14 protein-coding genes are annotated in these 21,736 nt (G+C 34.6%); 7 read left to right on the top strand and 7 right to left on the bottom strand.

Annotated elements, in window-relative coordinates; all coding sequences use genetic code 11:
• Positions 1-66: 66 nt before the first annotated feature.
• The 4 genes from NWE55_RS02885 to NWE55_RS02870 form a co-directional block, all read right to left on the bottom strand.
• A complete protein-coding gene (locus NWE55_RS02885; protein ID WP_155091993.1) occupies positions 67-1,794 on the bottom strand; it encodes a phospho-sugar mutase in 1,728 nt (575 codons plus the stop codon).
• Positions 1,795-1,816: 22 nt separating this feature from the next.
• Positions 1,817-2,773: a glycosyltransferase family 2 protein gene (locus NWE55_RS02880; protein ID WP_155091992.1), complete on the bottom strand. Its 957-nt coding sequence runs from the start codon at positions 2,771-2,773 to the stop codon at positions 1,817-1,819.
• Between the two features lie 24 nt (positions 2,774-2,797).
• Positions 2,798-3,364, bottom strand: a complete 567-nt coding sequence (locus NWE55_RS02875) for a DUF4199 domain-containing protein (RefSeq protein WP_155091991.1) — start codon at positions 3,362-3,364, stop codon at positions 2,798-2,800.
• Between the two features lie 500 nt (positions 3,365-3,864).
• Positions 3,865-5,157 carry a S28 family serine protease gene (locus tag NWE55_RS02870; protein ID WP_243731278.1) on the bottom strand — a complete coding sequence of 431 codons (1,293 nt, stop codon included), beginning with the start codon at positions 5,155-5,157 and terminating at the stop codon, positions 3,865-3,867.
• 579 nt (positions 5,158-5,736) lie between these two features.
• On the opposite strand from NWE55_RS02870, the gene NWE55_RS02865 reads away from it, so the two are divergent.
• From NWE55_RS02865 to NWE55_RS02845, 5 genes are all read left to right on the top strand, one after another.
• Positions 5,737-5,988 carry a type B 50S ribosomal protein L31 gene (locus NWE55_RS02865; RefSeq protein WP_155091990.1) on the top strand — a complete coding sequence of 84 codons (252 nt, stop codon included), beginning with the start codon at positions 5,737-5,739 and terminating at the stop codon, positions 5,986-5,988.
• 1,341 nt (positions 5,989-7,329) lie between these two features.
• Positions 7,330-11,331, top strand: coding sequence for a phage tail-like protein (locus NWE55_RS02860; RefSeq protein ID WP_160340039.1), 4,002 nt, complete (start codon positions 7,330-7,332; stop codon positions 11,329-11,331).
• On the top strand, positions 11,285-14,017 hold the full coding sequence (locus NWE55_RS02855) for a hypothetical protein (protein ID WP_160340038.1): 2,733 nt from the start codon (positions 11,285-11,287) through the stop codon (positions 14,015-14,017). The genes NWE55_RS02860 and NWE55_RS02855 overlap by 47 nt, the downstream gene beginning before the upstream one ends.
• A 53-nt stretch (positions 14,018-14,070) precedes the next feature.
• Entirely contained in the window at positions 14,071-15,630 is a 1,560-nt protein-coding gene (locus NWE55_RS02850; RefSeq protein WP_258204600.1) for a hypothetical protein, read from the top strand.
• Positions 15,631-15,815: 185 nt separating this feature from the next.
• The gene (locus tag NWE55_RS02845) at positions 15,816-17,006 is read left to right on the top strand and encodes a GlmU family protein (protein ID WP_155092986.1); all 1,191 of its coding nucleotides are present in this window, start codon (positions 15,816-15,818) and stop codon (positions 17,004-17,006) included.
• A 207-nt stretch (positions 17,007-17,213) separates the two neighbouring features.
• On the opposite strand, the gene NWE55_RS02840 is transcribed toward NWE55_RS02845, so the two are convergent.
• Positions 17,214-19,088, bottom strand: a complete 1,875-nt coding sequence (locus tag NWE55_RS02840; RefSeq protein WP_155092985.1) for a BamA/TamA family outer membrane protein — start codon at positions 19,086-19,088, stop codon at positions 17,214-17,216.
• 43 nt (positions 19,089-19,131) lie between these two features.
• The gene (locus NWE55_RS02835; RefSeq protein ID WP_155092984.1) at positions 19,132-19,575 is read right to left on the bottom strand and encodes a DUF4268 domain-containing protein; all 444 of its coding nucleotides are present in this window, start codon (positions 19,573-19,575) and stop codon (positions 19,132-19,134) included.
• Between the two features lie 49 nt (positions 19,576-19,624).
• Between NWE55_RS02835 and NWE55_RS02830 the strand changes: the two genes are divergently transcribed.
• Both NWE55_RS02830 and NWE55_RS02825 read left to right on the top strand, forming a co-directional pair.
• Complete coding sequence (locus NWE55_RS02830) at positions 19,625-20,263, top strand: NUDIX hydrolase (RefSeq protein ID WP_155092983.1); 639 nt, start codon at positions 19,625-19,627, stop codon at positions 20,261-20,263.
• A gap of 86 nt (positions 20,264-20,349) precedes the next feature.
• Positions 20,350-21,180, top strand: coding sequence for a lysophospholipid acyltransferase family protein (locus tag NWE55_RS02825; protein ID WP_155092982.1), 831 nt, complete (start codon positions 20,350-20,352; stop codon positions 21,178-21,180).
• A gap of 26 nt (positions 21,181-21,206) precedes the next feature.
• On the opposite strand, the gene NWE55_RS02820 is transcribed toward NWE55_RS02825, so the two are convergent.
• Positions 21,207-21,728, bottom strand: coding sequence for a TlpA family protein disulfide reductase (locus tag NWE55_RS02820; RefSeq protein WP_155092981.1), 522 nt, complete (start codon positions 21,726-21,728; stop codon positions 21,207-21,209).
• Positions 21,729-21,736: the final 8 nt, after the last annotated feature.

The following is a 21,736-nucleotide window of genomic DNA, read 5'->3' as shown; positions in this document are numbered from 1 at the left end:
GACTGGTAATGCTACCAGTCTTTCTTTTATATTGAAATATGTGTTTTACACACTGTATAAAGCTTGTTAACTCAATTTCATCTCTTTGATGATATCTTGAATTTTTTGGTCTAAAACCTTTTCTGTCGCTTTTACTTTGTCTAAACTTTCTAACGGTTCGTTTACACTGAAGTAGAATTTGATTTTAGGTTCAGTACCACTTGGTCGAGCAGCAATTTTAGTTCCATCCTCAAGGTAGTAAATAAGTACGTTCGATTTAGGAACATTGATTTTCTCTACTTCTCCTGTGATGATATTTTTAGCTTCGCTACTTTGGTAATCTTCCACGCAAACAACACGTTGTCCGATGATTTCGTGTAGAGGGTTTTCTCTTAAATCTACCATCATTTGTTTGATTTCCTCAGCACCTGAAATACCTTTTTTTACAAGGGCAATAAGGTGTTCTTTGTAGAAGTGGTTATCGATGTACAGATTCATTAATTCTTTGTAGAAAGAGCTTCCAGCAGCTTTAGCTGTTGCAGCAATCTCACAAGCTAATAAAGTAGAGGCAACTGCGTCTTTATCGCGAACAGCATCTCCTACCATATATCCAAAGCTTTCTTCACCTCCTCCAATGAATTTTTGATCAGCGCATTCGTTGATGAATTTAGCAATCCATTTGAATCCAGTTAATCCTACTTTGCATTCTACACCATAGCTTTCTGCTAAATCTAACATCATAGGAGTAGAAACGATTGTAGAACCAATGAACTCATTGCCTTTAAATCCTTTATTTCGCTTCCATTGCTCCAATAAGAACCCTGTTAATACAACGTTAGTTTGGTTTCCGTTTAGCAAGATCATTTTACCATCCAAGTCGCGTACTGCTATTCCAATACGGTCAGAGTCAGGGTCAGTACCGATAACGATATCAGCATCTTTTTCGTCTGCTAATTTAAGTGCCATTGTCAATGCTTCTGGCTCTTCTGGGTTTGGTGATTTTACAGTAGGGAAGTCTCCATTAGGTTCAGCTTGTTCTTTTACGATATAAACATTTTTATATCCCGCTGTTTCTAATGTGCGAGGAATTAACTTAATTGAAGTACCGTGTAGTGATGTATAAGCAATTTTTAGACCGTCTTTTGCACTTTGAGGTGTGTTAAAACTTGCATTTTCAATTGTTGATTTAATAAATGCTTGATCTAATTCTTCACCTACATAGGTAAGTAGAGCGTCATTGCCTTTAAAGTTAATTTGCTCGTAAGTTAATTTATTGATTTCGTTTATTACAGCAGCATCGTGTGGAGGAACAATTTGCGCTCCATCTTGCCAATAAACTTTATATCCATTATATTCAGGAGGGTTGTGAGAGGCAGTCAATACAATACCTGCATTACATCCATAGTGTCTTACAGCAAAAGAAAGTTCAGGAGTTGGTCGCATTTCACCGAATAAGTACACTTTAATACCATTCGCTGTGAATACATCAGCTACTACTTTTGCTAAATCTTGACTATTGTGACGGCAGTCAAAATTAATAGCAACTTTCCATTCTTGGTTAGGGAACGATTGTTTGATATAGTTTGAAAGACCCTGTGTGTTTTTACCTAAAGTGTATTTGTTGATGCGGTTTGTACCTACACCCATAATACCTCTCATTCCACCAGTACCAAACTCTAAGTTTTTGTAAAAACTGTCTTTTAAAAGAGCAGCATCAGTGTCAATCATTTTTTGAACAGTACCCTGAGTTTCTGAGTCAAAAGGAGCTTTTAGCCATTGCTCCGCTTTTTCTAAGATTTCTTTTTCTACTTGCATAATAAGTAATTTTTAGTGTTTACTATAAACCGCTTGTTTCGGCGATTTTATATCTACTAATGTTTGATTTATTTTTTAATATCATTTCCCCAATGAATCCAGCTAAGAACAATTGCGTACCTATAACCATCGTCGTTAGAGAAATGTAGAACCAAGGATCTTGTGTCACCAAAATAGCTGGTTCGCCCATGTATAATTTGTATAGCTTACGCGCTCCAATGATGAAAGCAGCGATAAATCCTATGCCAAACATTATCACGCCATTAGCACCAAAAAAGTGCATTGGCCTTTTACCAAATTTAGACAAAAACCAGATAGTTATCAAATCTAAAAAGCCATTTATAAAACGACTCATACCAAATTTAGTCGTTCCATATTTTCGAGCTTGATGTATTACTACCTTTTCTCCAATTTTAGTAAAACCTTCGTTTTTAGCCAAAACAGGGATGTAGCGATGCATCTCACCAGAAACTTCAATATTCTTGACAACTTCGTTTTTATATGCCTTTAAACCACAATTAAAATCATTTAATTTGACTCCAGAAGTTTGACGGGCAGCCCAGTTAAATAATTTGGAGGGTAAGTTTTTTGAAATGACAGAATCATATCTCTTTTTCTTCCAGCCTGATACTAAGTGATATCCCTCTTGTGTAATCATCTTGTACAATTCAGGGATTTCATCCGGACTGTCTTGTAAGTCTGCATCCATTGTGATAACAACCTCTCCTTCGGCTTGTGCAAATCCAGCGTGCAATGCTTGTGATTTACCAAAGTTACGTTGAAATCGTATTCCCTTTATATGAGAATCGTCATGTGATATGTCAGAAATTATTTTCCAAGAGTCATCTGTACTGCCATCATCGATAAAAAGTACTTCATACGAAAAGTTGTTTTTCTGCATGACTTTAGTTATCCACGCATATAACTCAGGCAGCGATTCTGCTTCGTTTAACAGTGGTATGACAATGGATAGATTCATAGGAAAAGCGTATTTATTTGACGATTATTGTTGAGGTTTATTTTCTTCAGCTGTCGTAGTAGGTTGCGTGAATTCTGACTTGTTTCTAAAGACAGCAGCAAGCAAGAAACCTAAAATACTATTTATAACAATGTGTATTGCCCACATTGATAATGTGGATTTAGGAGAAAATTGGTCTAAATTTTTAGCCGCCTCTATCTGCTCGTTAATTTGGTCTTGTGGAATTTCTAAGTTTGTAAGCGTTTCGATTTGCATTTCCATCATAATCTGGCGCAAAGTATCGTTAGCTGAAGGATCAACTACATTGAATAATACCACTAATAGGAGATATTTTACTGTTATTCCAATGGCAATCGAAATAAAATAAGGTGTAAACGCTTCTCTAAAGGTAACGAATCCACCTGCTTTTCTTCTCGCCATAAAGATCGTTATGACACCAATAATAATGAAAAAGGCAATATTAACCATTCCGATTATCTTATTGGCAAATAACGTTACATCTGTAAAAAATAAGGCACAATTAAAGATGATATAATAAATGGATAAAATAATTCCAAATTGTATTCCTACTTTATTTAGGGGATTTTTCATTGTGAGTATTAAATGTTATAAGACACAAATATAGTAAAATAACCCTTTTGGAATGGTATCTAATGGGAGTTTGTTAACACATTATCCTCGGTTTATTTTATTGTACTTAGCTCTGAACATTTTAGGTGAGGTATATTTGAAATATTGCAGTTGTGCACCTATGTCTGGTAAGTAAACGGTTGTTTTTTTGCTAAAGTACTACAACAGAGAGGTAGCTATGTGTTTATTCCTGTTTTTTCTTAAGTAAAGACTGTTTTTAGTTTGTTAGATAGATCAATCACGTAAGATTAAATATTGATTCATCACGGGGATTTTTGGATAGGTTTTCTCTGTTTTTTGCAAAGTTTCCTGTAATCTTTGTGTTATAGTACAAGTGGTTTTAGTTTTCTGTCAAGCATCCTTTTATTTTTCTATTTTTGAATAAACAGCGAATATTAAAAACCTAAAAGTGCCTTTCTCTACTTAGTAGAGAAAGGCACTTTTAGGTTTATTTCTTCAAGTTATTTTACTGGTTTTAATCCTGTCATTTTTTCTAACGTAGTGAAGAACTGTGTTCTCATCTCTGGAGTCATATTCTTCACACGTGCTTGCCCATGATCCTTCTTAGGAAGTACGTAAGATTTAGAATTGACCTTAGCACTTGGTACTACCATAGAAGCACTCCATGTATCTGTCTCACCATATACATAGATAATGTTATTCGCATCGTTCTCTAACCATGTTTTCACTTTTTGGATTAGTGCATCGTTAAAGTTATTATATGTAGTTCCTTCAGGCATAAAGGTAGCTAATGGGTTAGATGTAAAGCTCACGTATTTCTTGAATGGAGTGATGTCATAGCCATAATAGCCTAATTGCGTTCCAGACTGATAATAGTGAGATTCGTATCGCTTAATCGTTTGATCACTAAAGAAGTCTATATTACTCACACTAAGGAAGTGTTCTGTCAACTCATCAATGTTTTTTGTATTAGGGAATGTAGCACAGGAGTGACCACTTTGCCAGAATCCGAAGCTGTATTCTAATACTGCGTATTCAAAAGCTTTTTCTAAAGAACCTAAATAGCTAAAAGTCAGTTTAGCTCCTTTAGCATACCATTTAAGCTTTTCTATAATCTGTGTTTTATTTTCAAATAGTTTTACCTGGATATTGTAGATTTTGTCTCTGCATGATTTGTCTCCCACATTTGCTAAAAATGGATAGATACGAGGCTCTTCTAATGCTTGGTTAAAAGGAGCTACATAAGGAATCGCTACGTCTACATCATTAGGATAAAAGTATTTATAGTAGATGCTAGTCTGTCCACCTTTGCTAATACCTGTACTGATCCATTTATTGTTTGTATAGATTTCTTTAAACAGTTGGTTGATCTCATGTAAGTCAGCTGTTACTTGTTCCATAGTAAGATACTGCCATGGTTTGCCTTCAGGGATAGACTCTCCGAAGAATCTGTGTTCTATATTTAGATAGTTACTTTCTAAGTAACCTACCATTTCGCTAGCTCTAACGTATAGGTCATAACCGTTAGTCTCCATAATCATAGGGTGGTCAAAATCCCTATGATAAAAGTGTACTTTCTGATCAAAGTATCCTTTAGAGGGATCTGTGTGATCTACTTGTTGTCTTACTCTAAGTTCATACAATAGATAAGAGTCATCTTTAGATTCCAGTTGTTTAAAGGTTACATTCTTTAAATTGTAGAGTGCTTGCTCTATTTTCTTTTGGTCTGGATGAGCTACTGCTACCATTGTAATAAGTAGCAACAATAGTGTAATTAATTTTTTAAACATCATAAATGGTTTGGTTGATTCCTCAAATATATCATTGTTAATCAATAGGTGAAAATATAGAGGAATAAAAGATTCGAATTAAGCTTGACAAGAGTGATATTTAGACGAAGAAAGGCAATATAAAAGTATAGTAATAAGTGCTTGGTTAAGGTTCGTGTCGTTTTTTAATACTATTGTCTAAGGTAGAGTTTTATGAAAGTGAGTTTCTATTAGAGCATAATACCACAATTAACTTGAGGAGTAGACAAGGAAAGTGGTTAATAAAATATATAACAATTTCAGTTGATAGGAAAATGCAGTAGCGTATATCGAATTTCGAATCGTCCAGATAACTGCTCTTTACAAGGGATTATGAAAGGGATTAGACAGCTGTAACTACTTTGTTTTTGTAAAAATTGTACCGTTGATAAGACTGTGGTAAATAAAATAAAATTAGCTGTTTGATTTTTCAAATTAATTTGTACATTTGCAATCTGAAATAAAAATAATTTTTTACAAACAGTTATAGTACGTTTATATCTTTCTTGAAAAATAGAAAGCCGCAAAATAGTAGGTAACTCACAATTTTAAAATCGATTTATCATGAAAAAAGGTATTCACCCAGAAAATTACAGATTAGTAGCGTTTAAAGATATGTCTAACGAAGACGTATTCATCACGAAATCAACAGTAGAAACAAAAGAAACTATTGAAGTTGATGGAGTAGAATACCCAGTGTTCAAAATGGAGATTTCTCGTACATCTCACCCATTCTACACAGGTAAATCTAAACTTATCGATACTGCAGGACGTATTGATAAATTCAAAACTAAATACGCTAAATTCAAAAAATAATTTGAATTTATATTATACTATAAAAGGGGCTTTTGCTATTGCAGAAGCCTCTTTTTTTTGTCCTTGTCACAATTGTAAAGGGGGCTAAAACTTCAGTTTAACCATTCTACTCTCTCTTTGACCTTTGCAATATTCCATTTTAGAGCCCTTCTATTGGTGTTAGGAGAATCTCTATTTGATGTAAAAATTAGAAATCTTCACAATAAGTTTAGCTAATTAGGAAGAGAAAAACCTTCTTACCTCTATCATACTTACTTGTTTAAAGTTGTTGTATTTAAAGATTCAGTAGCAACATTTGCGCTTCTGTGTATAAGGGTAGGAAAAATATTGTTATAGTTTACCTTGAAGATTATTAGAGAGGTATGAAAGTGTATCGATGATTTTTTATCAAGACCCTTGCTTTGATGTGTAAGTTTAGGTACGTCTATCTCGTTGTTAATCTTTTGTTTGTGTATCTATTTGTAAATGGGACAGTCTGTAGGCGTGTGTTCAATATACAGATCTTCCTTAAATAGGGGTTTATTTCTTTCATGTTGATTGTACAAATTTTGAACTGCCCATATGTTTGAAATAGTCATGCTTTTTTGGGACTTTCTTGCGGTTTTCTTCGACTATCCTTGGGGTTTTGCTCGCAAAAAGGGGTGTTTCTCGAAGAAAACCCCTAGCATCCCCCAAGAAACCCCTAAGAAAGTAGCAACAATAATTCATTGATTAAAAAAAATAGAGCATAGCAAAATCTCTTTGCTCTTGTTGTTTAAACTGTAGATCGGATTGTCTTAATTTGCTTAGGAGGTAGTTGAGTATATTTTCTTACATTTTAGATCTAACTTTATTATTGACCTGCTATCTTTTGTAGTACAGTCTTTTCTTTTACTTTTCCATTCTTCTTTTTCATTTGAATTTTACCGAGAATCTAATGCTTGTGATTCTTGCTGCATTTTAGGTTGATTTGTTAAAATATTTTCAAGTTTAACTTGTTTTGAGTGTTTGTTAGTTGTTTTTGTTGTGTAAATTGGTGTTTTTTAAGTCAAATTGTGATTATTATTTTTATAATAGCCTTAATTATTCTCATAATACATGGCTAAGGCCGAATATATTTTGCGTAAGAATGATTATAAATGATTTTTTTGGTTAATTTTAAGCTTTGGTGCGGTGATTGAATGTTGTTTTTTTATAATTAAAGTAAGTTTACTTTAAAAATTAGTAAATTTAATGTGATATAATTAAGTGTGACCCCTTGTCTATACAGGGTTTTGTAGCTTTTTAGCGCAGTAGTTAACAGATGAAATTTTTGACTAATGATAATTTATAAACTGGTAGTAATAGTAAAAAAGTGATAGTATGAAAAAAAAGTGGATTGTATTAGGTGCATTGTTAATCGCCAATGGCGGGTTTGCTCAAGTAGGAATAGGAACGCTTAAACCACATAAATCTGCAATTTTACATTTAGAAGTAATGGATGGAAAGAGTCAAGGGTTATTGATTCCGAGAGTTGCTTTGAAAGGGAGTAAGGATTCCTCTATTATTAACAATGGGGATATTGCTGAGAGCTTATTGGTTTATAATACTACGAATGCAACTGATTTAAGTGCGGGATTTTACTATTGGACTGGTAAGCAGTGGGATAGAATTATTAGTAAAGTTGACTTTGATGCAAATAAAGATCTTATTCCGAAGAATAAGAAGTTAGCTGTAGATCAAGTTAAAGAGAAATTGTATCTCGAGGATTCTAATCAACATACTGTAAGTGTCGCATTAAGTGATATTAATATAGTTACTTCAATTATAGATAACAAAGACGGTACATATACCTATACGAACGAGGCTGGAGTTACCCAGACTATCGATATAAGTGGAAGTGTGATAAATAATATCACAACTATTCTTCAAGACGAAACTGTCATCAATGAAATTTACAATAACGTTGCTGCAAAAGGTAAAGAGCTAAAAACAGCTGATAGTTCTATCTTAGTAGAAGGTGGATTAAAGGCCGTTTTAAATGAAACGAAGATATCGGTAGCTAATAAGGGAATTACAACAGCTAAGCTGTCACCTGGTGGTAATAAACAATTACTTATAACTGATGCAACAGGACAAGTGAAATGGGTAAGTGCATCAGATGAGGTAATTAAAGAAGCGATTAAGCTAAATGAAAAAGTTACCATTTTACAAAATAATCAGGATGGTACATTTGTGTACTATAACGAGATTGGAATAGATGAAAATGGTGGTTTAATAGAGGATAAGGGAGTATTCTTCGATGCTAATACACTGAGAATAGAGGAGAGAAAAGGGCAAAAAGGTAAAGGAATCTATGATTTCTACGATGGTAAAACAACCAAGGACAATCCTTTAATGACAATTAGCACACGTGCAAATGCTATTTTCTTTGAGAATAACTCGACGATTATTGAAGGGGATAATCTACAAGACGTTATCGATAATATCTTTAAGAAAATTGAAGAAGCGAAAGGTAAGGCTGCAGATTTAAAAGGGAAAGGGATTTTAGTTAACGGAGGTTCTGTATTATCAGGAGCGGTATTAAAAGAAGTTTTATTGACTATTGCTGATGGTGCTGTATCCGAATCTAAACTTGTCGATGGTGCTGTTACCTCTTATAAGTTAAGAGATGGTGCTGTTATACCTGAAAAAATTGCGCCAGGAAAGGATAAGTATATCTTAGTAACTAAAAATAAAAAGGTAGAGTGGGTACCTGCTACTGATCAAATTATTCAAGATGTTGTTAAACAGAATGAAACGGTTACGGTATTAAATGTTAACACTGATGGGACATTTACTTACCAAAATGAAGATGATATTAAAAAGGGTAACCCAGGAGTAGAATTTGATGCAAATACACTTTCTATCAGTGATGATGGTAAAGGAAAGTATGTGTTTACTGATGGTAAAGGTCCCTTAGCTACCATAGATATTAAGGGAACGGTGATTACTAATATTGATGAGATACTCAATAATACAACGGTTCAAAACACAATTTTTAAAACGGTAGCAGCTAATGGTCAAAAATTAGAGGCAGAAGATACTTCTATCCAGATTACTGGTGGAGATAAGGCTGTCTTGGCAAACACAAAGATTTCGGTTGCTCCAAAGGGGATTAGTACAGATAAAATAGAACCAGGTACTGATAAGTATTTATTGGTTACTAAAGACGGAGAGGTAGAGTGGGTACCTGCTACTGATTCAATTATTCAAGATGTTGTCAAACAGAATGAAACGGTTACGGTATTAGATGTTAACCTTGATGGGACATTTACTTATCGAAATGAAGATGATATTAAAAATGGGGGTGCTGGCGTAGTGTTTAACGCGAATACACTAAAAATAGAGGAACAGAATGGAAAGAAAGGAGTTTATGTTTTCTATGATGGACAGACTTCTCTGACTGCACCTTTGATGACTATTGATGTCGCTGGAACAGTAATCGAGAATATCAATGAGATATTAAATGACACTACGGTACAGAATAATATTTATAATACAGTAGCTGCTAAGGGAAAAGCAGTGACTTCACCAAGTACCTCGATAGCTATAGGGAAACAGGGAGATAAAGCTGTACTCAATGAGATGACCTTAGATATCGCTGTAGATGGGGTAAGTACTGAAATGATTCAGAATAAAGCAGTGACTCCTGCCAAACTACAAGGGGGTACTGTAGGACAGCTTTTGGTAACGAATGTAAACAATGAGGCTAAGTGGGTTGATGCGACAGATGAAGTAATCAAAGAATTCTTGAAAGGGAATCAAGCGATTACAGAATTAGTCGACTTGGGTACTGGTCAGTTTACTTATTTTAATGAAGCTGACTACGATGCAGATGGCAATCGAAAACCAGGAGCTACGGGAATTACCTTTGATGCGAATACACTGAGAATTGAGGAAATTCCGGGGACTAATGGAAAGGGAAATGGGGTTTATAACTTCTACGATAAATCAAAAGATACGCCTATAGGAACGGTCAATGTAACGCAAAACGTTATTGATAATATCACTACTATTTTTAATAGTAATGAGGTTAAAAATGAAGTAATCGCAACGATTAATTCAAGTGCTAAAAGTGTTACAAGTACCGATCAGTCGATTGCGGTAACGGGAGGAGACAAAGCTACTCTGCAAAATGTAATTGTTACTATCGCTGAAAAAGGAGTGAAAACAAAGCATATCGCAGATGGACAAGTAACAAGTGCTAAGATCAGTTCGGAAGGAGCTGTAAAAGGAACAGTCTTGACTGCTGATGGATTAGGAAAGGCGAGCTTTGCAACGGCTACAGAAACTGTAGCGCCAGCTATGAGAGGAAATTTAGTAGGTGAGGAAGAAGTAATCAAGGTAGAAGGCGGAAACAAAGTCTTATATGGTGATGACAACAAAAATGTAAAGGTTTCTATTGTTGCTGGAGGAATTACAAGTGCGCATATCAAGAATGAGACGATAGAAAATAATGATATCAAAAATAAAACGATTCAGGCTGGTAAATTAGACGCTACAGGAGCAACACAAGGAGCTGTGGCAACTGTAAATGCGGATGGCACAGTGTCTTATTTACCTGTTACGTCAGCTACTATTTCGAATAAAGGTGATATAGCTACTACTGATGGTATTAGTGTAGACGATGGAACTGGAAAGGTTTTAGGTAATGTGACTATAGGATTGGCTGATGGGCAGGTGGCACCGACTAAATTAACCCCTGGGAAAGACAATAGTCTATTGGTGACCAAAGCGGGAAAAGCACACTGGGTAGAAGCTACTGACGATATCATCAAAGATATAGTGAATAGTAAGGAGACTATAACAGTCTTGAAAAATGAAGGGAAGGGGATTTATACTTATTTTAATGAGGAGGCTGTAAAGAATAATACGGCAGGTGTAACTATTGATGTAAATTCACTTTCTATCGATAGTAGTAATCCGGGCGTATATGTCTTTAAAGATCTGTCTTCAGATAACCCTTTAGCTACTATAAATATTGCTACAGATGTTATTAATTCAATTGTAACTATTCTTGGTGACACTAATGTAAAGACTGAGGTTTACAATATAATAGCAGCACAAGGAAAAGCGATAACTTCTACAGATGGTTCATTGGCTATTCCAGTTGGTAATAAAGCTGGTTTAGAAGGACTAAATATTGGAATTGCCACTGATGGAGTTAAAACAACTCATATTGCTGATAAACAAATAACAGCTGCTAAATTAGTAGCTGATGGAACTAATCAAGAAGGATTTGTGGCAACAGTGAATGGGGATGGCACAGTAAGTTATAAATCAGTAATAGATACCGATGTATCGAGTAAAGCCGCTGCACTTAAAACGGATAATATCATTTGAATCTGGTGGAGAGGATTTGTATGTAGGTGATGCATTAGAATTTACTGTTGGTGACGGATTGAATACAGTATTAGTTGAAACAAAGATTGATGTAAAAGAGGGTGGTATTCACACCGAAAAGTTAGCAGAAGGAGCTGTTACGGTAACGAAAATATCTTCTAAGGGAGCTGATAACAATACAGTTTTAACCGCGGATGGAGAAGGGAATGTAGCGTATAAAAAACTTACAGATAGTGCCTTTGAAGGAAAAGGAAAAGACTTGAAAGGAGATAATTCAATTACTGTTACTGCAAATAATAAAGCCCTTTTGAACGATGCTACAATTAGTATTGCAGAGTCTGGAGTACAGAATGAACATATTGCAGGAAGAGCAGTTACAGCAGATAAGATAGGTGCAGAAGGAACAAGTAATGGTTTGGTATTGGTAACTAAAGATGGAGGTGCGGAATTTTCTCCTATATCGGATGCAATTGTTGAAGCTGGAAAAGAAATTAAAGGAGGCAGTGCTATTGAGGTAACAAAAGGAAATAAAGCTGCATTACAAGATGTAAGTATTGATGTTGCTAATCTTGGGATTACGAATGCAAAAATAGCAGAGCGAACAATTGAAGCCTCTAAATTTAATGCAAAAGGTTTTGATAAAGGAACAGTATTGACTTCTTTAGGAGATGGAGAGGCCAAATATGTAGAAATGAATGAATATGGTAAAGAATTAAAAAGTGATTCTTCTATTGAAGTATCTTCTAATAAAGCCTTACTTGAAGGGGTAACTATTAAAGTAAAGGATCTAGGGATAGGTACCGATCACTTAGGAGCTAAAGTCGTAACAGCAAATAAGATAGGAGCTGATAAAGATAAAGCAGGATATGTATTAACTGCTAATAGTGATGGAGGTGCTACCTGGGAGGCAGTATCTGGAGGTAGTGAAGTAAATAAGGCTAATATTAAAGAAAGTAGTACAATTACCGCAACTGAAGGTAGTATAGGATCAGTTTTACAAGATGTTGCATTGGAAGTGAAGGGGTTGTCTATAGAAGGTCAGCACATTAAAGATAATGCTATTTCTCCTGCTAAGATTAATGCAAAGGCTGTAACAACAGAGAAGATAGATGTAAATGCTGTAACAACAGAGAAGATAGCTAATAAGTCAGTAACAATCGCAAAGATTGATTCAGAATCAGCGAAGAAAGGACAAGTGCTTACTGCCCAGGGAGATGGTACTGTTAAGTATACTAAAATGTCTGATAATGGTAGTTACTTAAAAACAGACCAAGATGGGCCGATATCAATTAAGGCACCAGATCATGGACGCATACTTTTAGCTGAAGCAACAATTGATATTAAAGAGAAATCTATTAATACTAAATATATAGCAAATGATGCTGTTGGTTATACCCAATTACAAAAAAATGCTGTTTACGGATCTGTTATTAAAGAAAAAGCAATAACACAAGATAAAATAGCAGATAAAGCAGTAGATTATGAACAAATCGAGGATTTAGCTGTTGCAATTGATAAGATTTATTCAGGACCTAATGTACCTCAAGGTTATGTATTGACAGCTGGTGCTGATGACGGAGCAAGCTGGGAGAAGTTGTCTGTAGATAGTGGTTCTGGAGATTTTGAAGAGAGCGATACAATTGAAATAGAAGGAGAAGGAGATGGAGCATTCTTTAAAGATTTAAAGTTTAATGTTAAAGAGGGATCTATTAAAAACATACATATAGCAGATAATGCTGTTGGTTATTTAGAATTACAGAATGGATCTGTAAAAGAAAGTATTATAGATGAAAAAGCAGTAACAAAAGAGAAAATTAGTTCTCACGGAGCTAATAAATACAAAGTTTTAATGTCTGATGGAGTAGGGGGAGCAAGCTGGGAATATGTGTCTGAAGATAGTGGTTCTGGAGATTTTGAAGAAAGTGATACAATTGAAATAGATGGAGAAGAAGATGGAAAAGGAGCATTCTTTAAAGATTTAAAGTTTAATGTTAAAGAGGAATCTATTGAAAACAAACATATTGTAAATGAGTCAATCAGAGTAGAGAAGATTAGTTCTCACGGAGCAAATGAATTCGAAGTTTTAATGTCTGATGGTGATGGAGGAGCTCGTTGGGAATATGTGTCTGTAGATAGTGGTTCTGGAGATTTTGAAGAAAGTGATACAATTGAAATAGATGGAGATGAAGATGGAGAAGGAGCATTCTTTAAAGATTTAAAGTTTAATGTTAAAGAGGAATCTATTGAAAATAAACATATTGTAAATGAGTCAATCAGAGTAGAGAAAATAAGTTCTCATGGAGCAAATGAATTCGAAGTTTTAATGTCTGATGGTGATGGAGGAGCTCGTTGGGAGAAAGTATCTGGAGGTGGAAGTAATATTGCATCACCGAAGTTCTTTTACTTACCAGCTATTTATGTGGAAATGGTATCTGGTCAAAGTAATTCTATAGAGTTATACAATGTATATGAAGAACAATTTGGTTCACCAATGTTATCAAGTAATGGGAATTCTACTTTACCAGTATACGATAAGTATGAGTTAAACTATTATGTAACTTACTATGACAAAAATGTGTTTGAGGATGTGAATTTAGATAGTAATGGAAAGTTGAGTTATACAGTAAAACAAGGAGCTAAACCAACAGGTAGAACCTTCTTTAATATTGTGTTAGAAGTGAAATAATAATCTATATCCCAAAGAAGAAGTAATCTTCTTTGGGGTTTAAAAAATGACGTATGAAAAAGTATTATTATTTATTGATAGCGTTTTTAACTCTGCTGACTGTAAAGGCACAGACTACACATGAGTATCCTTTAACTGACCTTGACTATAATAATTTACCTTCTTGGATAGCAAATGATTTTGGGAAAGGAAGTTTGTCAGGACCTACTGAGCAGTCAAGATATACTTCTGAAGGAATTGTATTAACCATAAAAAGAGCAACAACAAGTGCTTTTGCTATTACTGATTTAAATCTTGATTTGCGCAAAGGAGCAAAGTTTGAGTTTGAGTATGCCATGGCTATAGTAAATCCAAATGATGCTCAAGGTGTTGGGTTTGGAGGAGGAGGTATGACCTTTTTTATTTATGAGGCAGGTCAATCACTTAGTATGGGATATCTTGGAAGTGCCTTAGGATATTCTTTTAATGGATCAACAGCAAGTGGGTCAACAGCAATCAAAACAGGACTTAATGGTGCTTATTTAGGTATAGGTTTTGATTTAGATGGGAACAACAAAGAGAGAAGAGGTTTCGAAATGGGAAGTTACGAAACCCGTGAAGGACTTACTGCTCAACGATATGTAGATGCAGGGTTTGATATTAATGATGTAAAGTATGACTATGGCCGTAATGTTTTTGGAAGCTATTACAAAAATCACATTACATTAAGAGGAGCGGGACAAGGTAACAGTTATAAAGGAAATCCTTTGTTGTTGACCAAATATTTTGGAGGTCAAAATGCAGCAAATGAAGTTGCGATGGCAACTCTGGATTACAATACTGGTGATTATAATTTTAGTGGAAGTTATGAAGGAGATGACTTTAATATAGCTGATGGAGGATTCGATTATAGCCCTAAATTTCAAAAGATTGAAGTGGAAGTAAGACCAGATGGAGAAGACGGAATATATGTGACAATAAAAGGTAATGGCAATGTGTTAATCGATAATTTTTACTACAAACATTCGTTTAAAACCTATGGAGATGGTAAAGTAGTAAACAATGAATATGAAGATTATCAATACAATTATAATTCAAGTATTCCAGATAGAGTTAATATTGGTTTTGCTGCTACTACAATGAATAATCATACTCAAAAAACCATTATTAGAAATGTAAAAGTATCGCCTATAGATGATAAGGAAGATGGAGATGAAGAATTTACATTGCAAGAGAGTAATGAGGAGATGTGTGTGAGTGATTCTGAAAACAGTGATGGAGCAAGAATAGAATTTGAATTGGCAGATAGTAAAGATTATGATTTAGAGAACGATACTTTTGAATTTACAGACGAGTCTGGTAATTATTTAGGAGATTCATCTTATCATCAGTCAGATGTCGGTAAATGGGAATACAATTCTTATTATAACGAAGTTACTTTAACTATATCTAACAAGTATTTCAAACCAGGAGAGGAGGCTAAAGTGTACTATACCGTAGAAGGGGATAATAAAAGCAATGGAAAGAGAGGAAAGTCCCGTCCTACAGCTATCACAGTAAGCGGTATAGCTTGTGGAGCAATAGCTAATCCGCATATTAGAGCGAAGAATGAAAATGAAGAGTATTTGCCTTAAATGACAATGGAGTAAGATAGAAAGGAAGCTTTTAAGCTTCCTTTTTTTATATAGTTATGCTTGCTGATATAGAAAATGTATTGATTTTACTAGGTTATAATCTACTTTTATTTGGCTTGAAATATTGTTTTTACAAGAGAATACTTAACTTTGGAATCAACTTGAAATTTTAAAGAATAGGTATTATGAATTATATATTATTTGATGGCGAAGTAAGAGGGAATTTATTGCCTTTTACATATACTCGTCCAGTAGCTGATATCCGAGTTGGTATTTTGACAATTCGCGAAAAATGGGAGAAGTTCTTAGGATATACCACTACAACTATTACAGAGGATTATTTAGCTGATAAATATCCTATGGTTGAGGTTGAGAATAATATAATGATTAATGCAGCATACCTACCTAATGAGGTAATCGTTGAAATGATTAAGAATCTCGAGCCCAAACAAGCGATTGTTTTAGAGGAGGATATTATTGCTTTCTATACACAAGATTCTCAAGAAGATGTAGATTTTGATGAATATGAGATTATTCCTTTTGAATCTGACCTACTGAAGATAGAGCATAAGTGGGATATCTTTTTAAAGAATGACGAGGCTATACGTGCTGATTTTGAGTTGTTGACGGAAGATAGAATATCAGAGGTAATTCCTAAATCTGTAAATGTAATTGCTCCTGAAAATATTTTCATAGAAGAAGGTGCGAAATTGGAGTTTGTAACTTTGAATGCATCCACTGGTCCTATTTATATCGGAAAAGATACGGAGATTATGGAAGGGTCTATTATTCGAGGACCTTTTGCATTGTGTGAAGGAGCACAGGTAAAGATGGGAGCAAAGATATATGGAGCTACTACGGTTGGACCACAATGTAGAGTAGGGGGAGAAGTAAGTAATTCTGTGATGTTCGGTTATTCTAATAAAGGGCATGACGGTTTCCTTGGTAACTCTGTTTTAGGAGAATGGTGTAATTTAGGTGCAGATACGAATAACTCAAATCTAAAGAATAACTACGCTCCTGTAAAATTGTGGAATATCGAAGAAGGAGCTTATGAGAATACAGGGCTTCAGTTTTGTGGTCTAATGATGGGAGATCACAGCAAAAGTGGAATTAACACCATGTTTAATACCGGTACAGTAGTAGGTGTTTCAAGTAGTATTTTTGGCGGAGGATTTCCAAAAACGTACTTGCCAAACTTTACTTGGGGAGGTGTTGAACACAGTGAACTTTACGATGTAGACAAAGCGATTGGCACCATGAAAATAGTTATGGAAAGAAGACATATTGAGTTAACAGCAGTGGATGAAGAAATAATTAGACATATTTTTAATGAAACTCAATTAGACAGGTTTGAGCATCATTTAAAAAAGTAATACTATCTAAAAGCTAATCTTTACCGGTTAGCTTTTTTTTGTCCTTCTTAACTGTTATTCAGGGCGGTAGTAATATAGAAGTATTGAGATAGAAATTGCCTTAACCAAGAGAATTAGAAGGAAGGCATTTCTAACGATCGCAACTTAAACTATTGATACTTTTTCTAAAGTAGATATGAAAAAACGCAATTTAAATATAAGCTTTAATTAATAGTAAGAGACAGGTCTTGGTCTGTCGTAATTAAAGTTTGGCAAATCTAAGTTGTACTGTCTCGAATTAGCAAAGAATACTGGTTTACCAGAATCAGGCATCGTAGGGTAATAAACTAACGAAAGGGCAATACTACTGAATACCAAATAGTCGTTATTGGCAACTAAACCAATACTAATACGCGAATAAAATTTAGGATCTAAGAATCTCTCTTTTTCATACCCCATAAAAGCACCTTCGAAATTTAAGAAAGGGTTTATACGAAATCCCTTCCATTCATAAGGAGCATAAGATTGCCATTGATATCCGAGAGATAGCCTTCTCGTTCCCAGTATTTTTTGAGCCCTGATACCTTGAATGACATCTTCAAGTTTTAATCGATCTCCTGTGTGATCTATACGGTGATATCCCATGACAAATTGAGGCATGATAAAATGCCTAAAACGCCAATTGCCCCACACAAATAATTTAGTGAAATAGGAAGCGTCAATACGTAAAGCTCCTTGTTCTCCCCGACTACCATGGAAGTAACTACCCCATTCTAAATTTGTGGCAAAATACCCTAAGTTGGTATATCCTCCAATTGCAAATTTAGCACCGAAATAGGATCGTCTCTTTTGGTACTGATCTTTCATCCCTGCGGTTAAAGCAAATGTTTTCCCTACTTGAACGTCTTCAATCCGGTCATAGCTAAAGATAAACCTATCTTGTACGTAATTAATTGAACTCAAACTTATGGAAGCCAAATAGGTGCGCTGATCTCCATAAAAACCTAAGGGATCATAGACGTAATCTGGTGTTTTCAGAAAGTGTTGTTGGATAAATCGAACAGATGTTCGTAAATTCGTAATTACAGGCTTGTCTTTGTAGCTTTTGAAAAGCGGAATCGAATAACCTGCCCAATAGTCAAATGTATTGGACTTGACAGATTCAAGCTTGTATTTCATATCCATGTCTGGTAGAGAATCTCTCCTAAATATTTGAGAGACAGTTACCCCTCCTGCCCATTTCGTATAAGGCGAATAAAATGGTCGATCTACAGCAAGTACTTTTACATAATTTCCCCATAAATCGGAATCATATAAAATATTTGCTCTTACGAATGTATTCTGAATATTGTTAACTCTATAATTAAAATAGAAAGCGTCTTTATCTTCTTTTAGTCTTGTTTTATACTGTAAACTTACATCGTGACCAAAACCTCCAAAGTTTCGATCTGTTACCTTAAATCTTGCGGTAGAAGTAGATATAGAACCAGAAGGGTAAATACTCCAAGAATCTAATTCCCTTACTAATACATCAACAGAATCAGGAGAACTTGTTGGGATTGGATAAATTGTCACTGCCCTTACAAATCGCTGCGTACGAAGTAAACGCTCACTCTCGCGAACTTTTAGAGAATCGAATACCTCGCCCTCTTTAAACATCAGGAAGTTGTTAATGGTAAAGCGCTTTGTTTTTAAGTGCATTTTATTTCCAAAGTGCTCTAAGTTTGAGGTTGGTTTCTTTGCTGTATCAGTTGTAGAATAGCCAAAAGGATCTAATGATGTAATTCGGATGTTTCGAATGACTTTTCCATGCCCGAGTTCCAAGTGTTGGTTTGTCTTAATTTCGGGTGCTCTTGAGGTCAGTCTTTTGTTGTTTTTATAGATTAACTTATTGATAAACCTTCCAAATTTTGTCTTTTTATTATTTGTCTCAAGATTTGGAAATATTCGAGTTGTATCTGGAACAAAGGCATGACTATCTAATTCTTTAGGATAGAATATCTTAATTGACTTAATACTATCTTTTTCTGCTATACTCTTTTCTTGGGCAAAAGAGGTAACAGTCAGTGATAGTAAAAAAAATATAATTAGATAGTTGCGCATTTATACTAATAGTAAAATCAAGGTTAATACATAAACGTTAAAATTAAGTGTTTATTTCCAAATCTTTGATATAATCTTCGTGTTCATAAAAGAAGATTTCAAATTGAGTCATATTATTTGAAAAGAAATCAAAGATTTGATCCCAAGTATTCTTATTGTTAATTGACACCCCGTGCAATTCAACCCAAATGCGGCTAATTAGTTTGCCATTTTCCAAATAAAAGTTTCTTTCAAAAATAGCTTCTGGAAGGTAGTCTTCTAATAGAATAGTCTTCAAAGACTCTATTTTTTCATAGTATATTTTGCGTTTTTCTTCATCTTTATTTTCTATATCCAGTAGAACAAATGCTTTTTTGTTGTCACAGTAGAACTTAAAAGAAAAGTCTTTAATCTTCGTGTTGTGCAATAGCCATTTTCTCGGATAAGTTTCTGCAAATTGTATCCAGAATTCTCTTTTGATTCTTTGTGCTTCTTCTTTACTAAACATAAATAAAAATTGTAATTTTAAATATTGAAATATTGTTAGGAGCAAACTTATGACATTTGATTCTTTTTTGCATAAAATACAGGAAATTAAAAACACTTTACCTTTAGGTGTAGAAGCACAAGCACTAATGGTACCCAAAGAAAGGATACCTTATCTGTATGCTGAAGACTTTTTAGAACATCATCCTAAGCGTTCAGCAGTGATGATGTTGTTGTTTCCTAAAGGGGAAGAGATTTCTCTTTTGTTAATTGAACGTGCAACATATAAAGGGGTTCACTCTGGTCAAGTTGCTTTTCCTGGAGGTAAATATGAGGACAGCGATTTAAACCTTGAGCGTACAGCTCTTAGGGAAACGATGGAAGAGGTGGGGATTTTACCTAAAGATATTGAAGTCATCAAGCCTTTTACAACTGTCTATATCCCTCCAAGTAATTTTATTGTTCAACCCTATCTGGGGATTGTCAAGGATACTCCAAGAATTATTCCTTCTGTCGATGAGGTAGCCAATACTATAGCTATACCTTTGCACGCACTATTAGATGATACTCTGATCCAACAAGTACCGATGACTACCAGTTATGCTCAATCTATTTCAGTACCTGCTTATGTGTATGAAGGATATCAAATTTGGGGTGCTACAGCTATGATGATTAGTGAGCTAAAGGAAACGCTTAAATTGGTGTTTTAGCCATTTATTACTTATTTAAGAAAAGAAAGTGAAAGTTTTTAGTATTTATGTGGTAAATTTGTCACTTGCTTTAATGAGAGTGTAATATGGGATTATTTAAAAGAAATCCATTTGGACATATATTGTTCTTAAAGAAATGGATTATTAGAGTTTTTGGTTTTGCAACACATCAGCGTTTTAGAGGATTTAATGATTTGCAAATCGAAGGGTCTGAAATATTGCGAAACTTACCTAATCGTCAGGTTTTATTTATATCTAATCACCAAACGTATTTTGCGGATGTAGTAGCAATGTTTCACGTATTCAATGCCAGCTTAAAAGGTAGAGAGAACTCGATTAAGAATATCATGTATATCTGGAAGCCCAAGTTAAACTTGTATTATGTAGCGGCATCAGAGACGATGAAGGCGGGTCTTCTACCTCGTATAATGGCTTATGTAGGGGCAATTACGGTAGATAGAACTTGGAGAAGTCAAGGAGTAGAATTAGAAGAGAAAAGAGCGGTTAATCAAGATCAAGTTGAAAATATTAAAGTAGCGTTAGACGATGGATGGGTAATTACCTTTCCACAAGGGACTACCAAATCTTTTAAACCTATTCGCAAAGGAACTGCTCATATTATTAAGAATTATAAGCCCATTGTAGTACCTATTGTCATAGACGGTTTTAGACGTTCTTTTGACAAAAAGGGATTACACCTTAAGAAAAAAGGTATTCTTCAATCTATGGTGATTAAAGAACCTCTTGAGGTGGATTACGAAAACGATTCAATTGAGGATATCGTTGAAAAAATCGAAATGGCAATTGAACAACACCCGTCTTTTCTTAAAGTTATTCCAGAGGAGTTTATTGAAGCTGAAAGGGAACTAAACAAAAAGCGTACTTACGATTATTATAACAAAAAGGATGAACAGTAGTTCATCCTTTTTTTTGTTTATCTGCATTATAATTTGATAACTGCTTTCATGAATTTTTCAACTTCTTCGGAGTCATAATCTACTCCGCCAACTATGCGTTGTACTAAGTTTCCTTTTTTGTCGAAAATTAATGTCGTTGGTACTGAATTGCCCAAATAGTTTGGCGAAACAGCTCCTCCTGGGATGTAAACGGGTAAGTTATACTGTTTTCTATCCATAAAGGACTGTGCTTTATTGTGGTCCCCATCTACGTCAATCATGATAAAAGCAATGTCTTCTTTTTTGAATTTCTCTTTTAATGATTGTATAGAAGGCATTTCTTTGATGCATGGAGGGCACCAAGTCGCCCAAAAATTTACAAATAATACTTTGCCCTTAAGTGAGCTCAACTTGATTTTATTCCCATCAGCATCTACAATTGTAATGTCTGTTGTTGCAGTATTTAAAGGTGTTGTGTCTTTTGGATTGTTGGCAATTGCAAGAGTTGATAGCAATAAAAATGCTGTTGCAATGGCTAATTTACTTGTGTTTTTTAAGAACTCTTTCATGAGATTTT

Origin of the sequence: Myroides albus (genome assembly GCF_024722315.1) — a bacterium.
Classification (GTDB): domain Bacteria; phylum Bacteroidota; class Bacteroidia; order Flavobacteriales; family Flavobacteriaceae; genus Flavobacterium; species Flavobacterium album_A.
The sequence above is the reverse complement of the archived record's forward strand: the minus strand, read 5'-3'. Positions and strand labels throughout refer to the sequence as shown.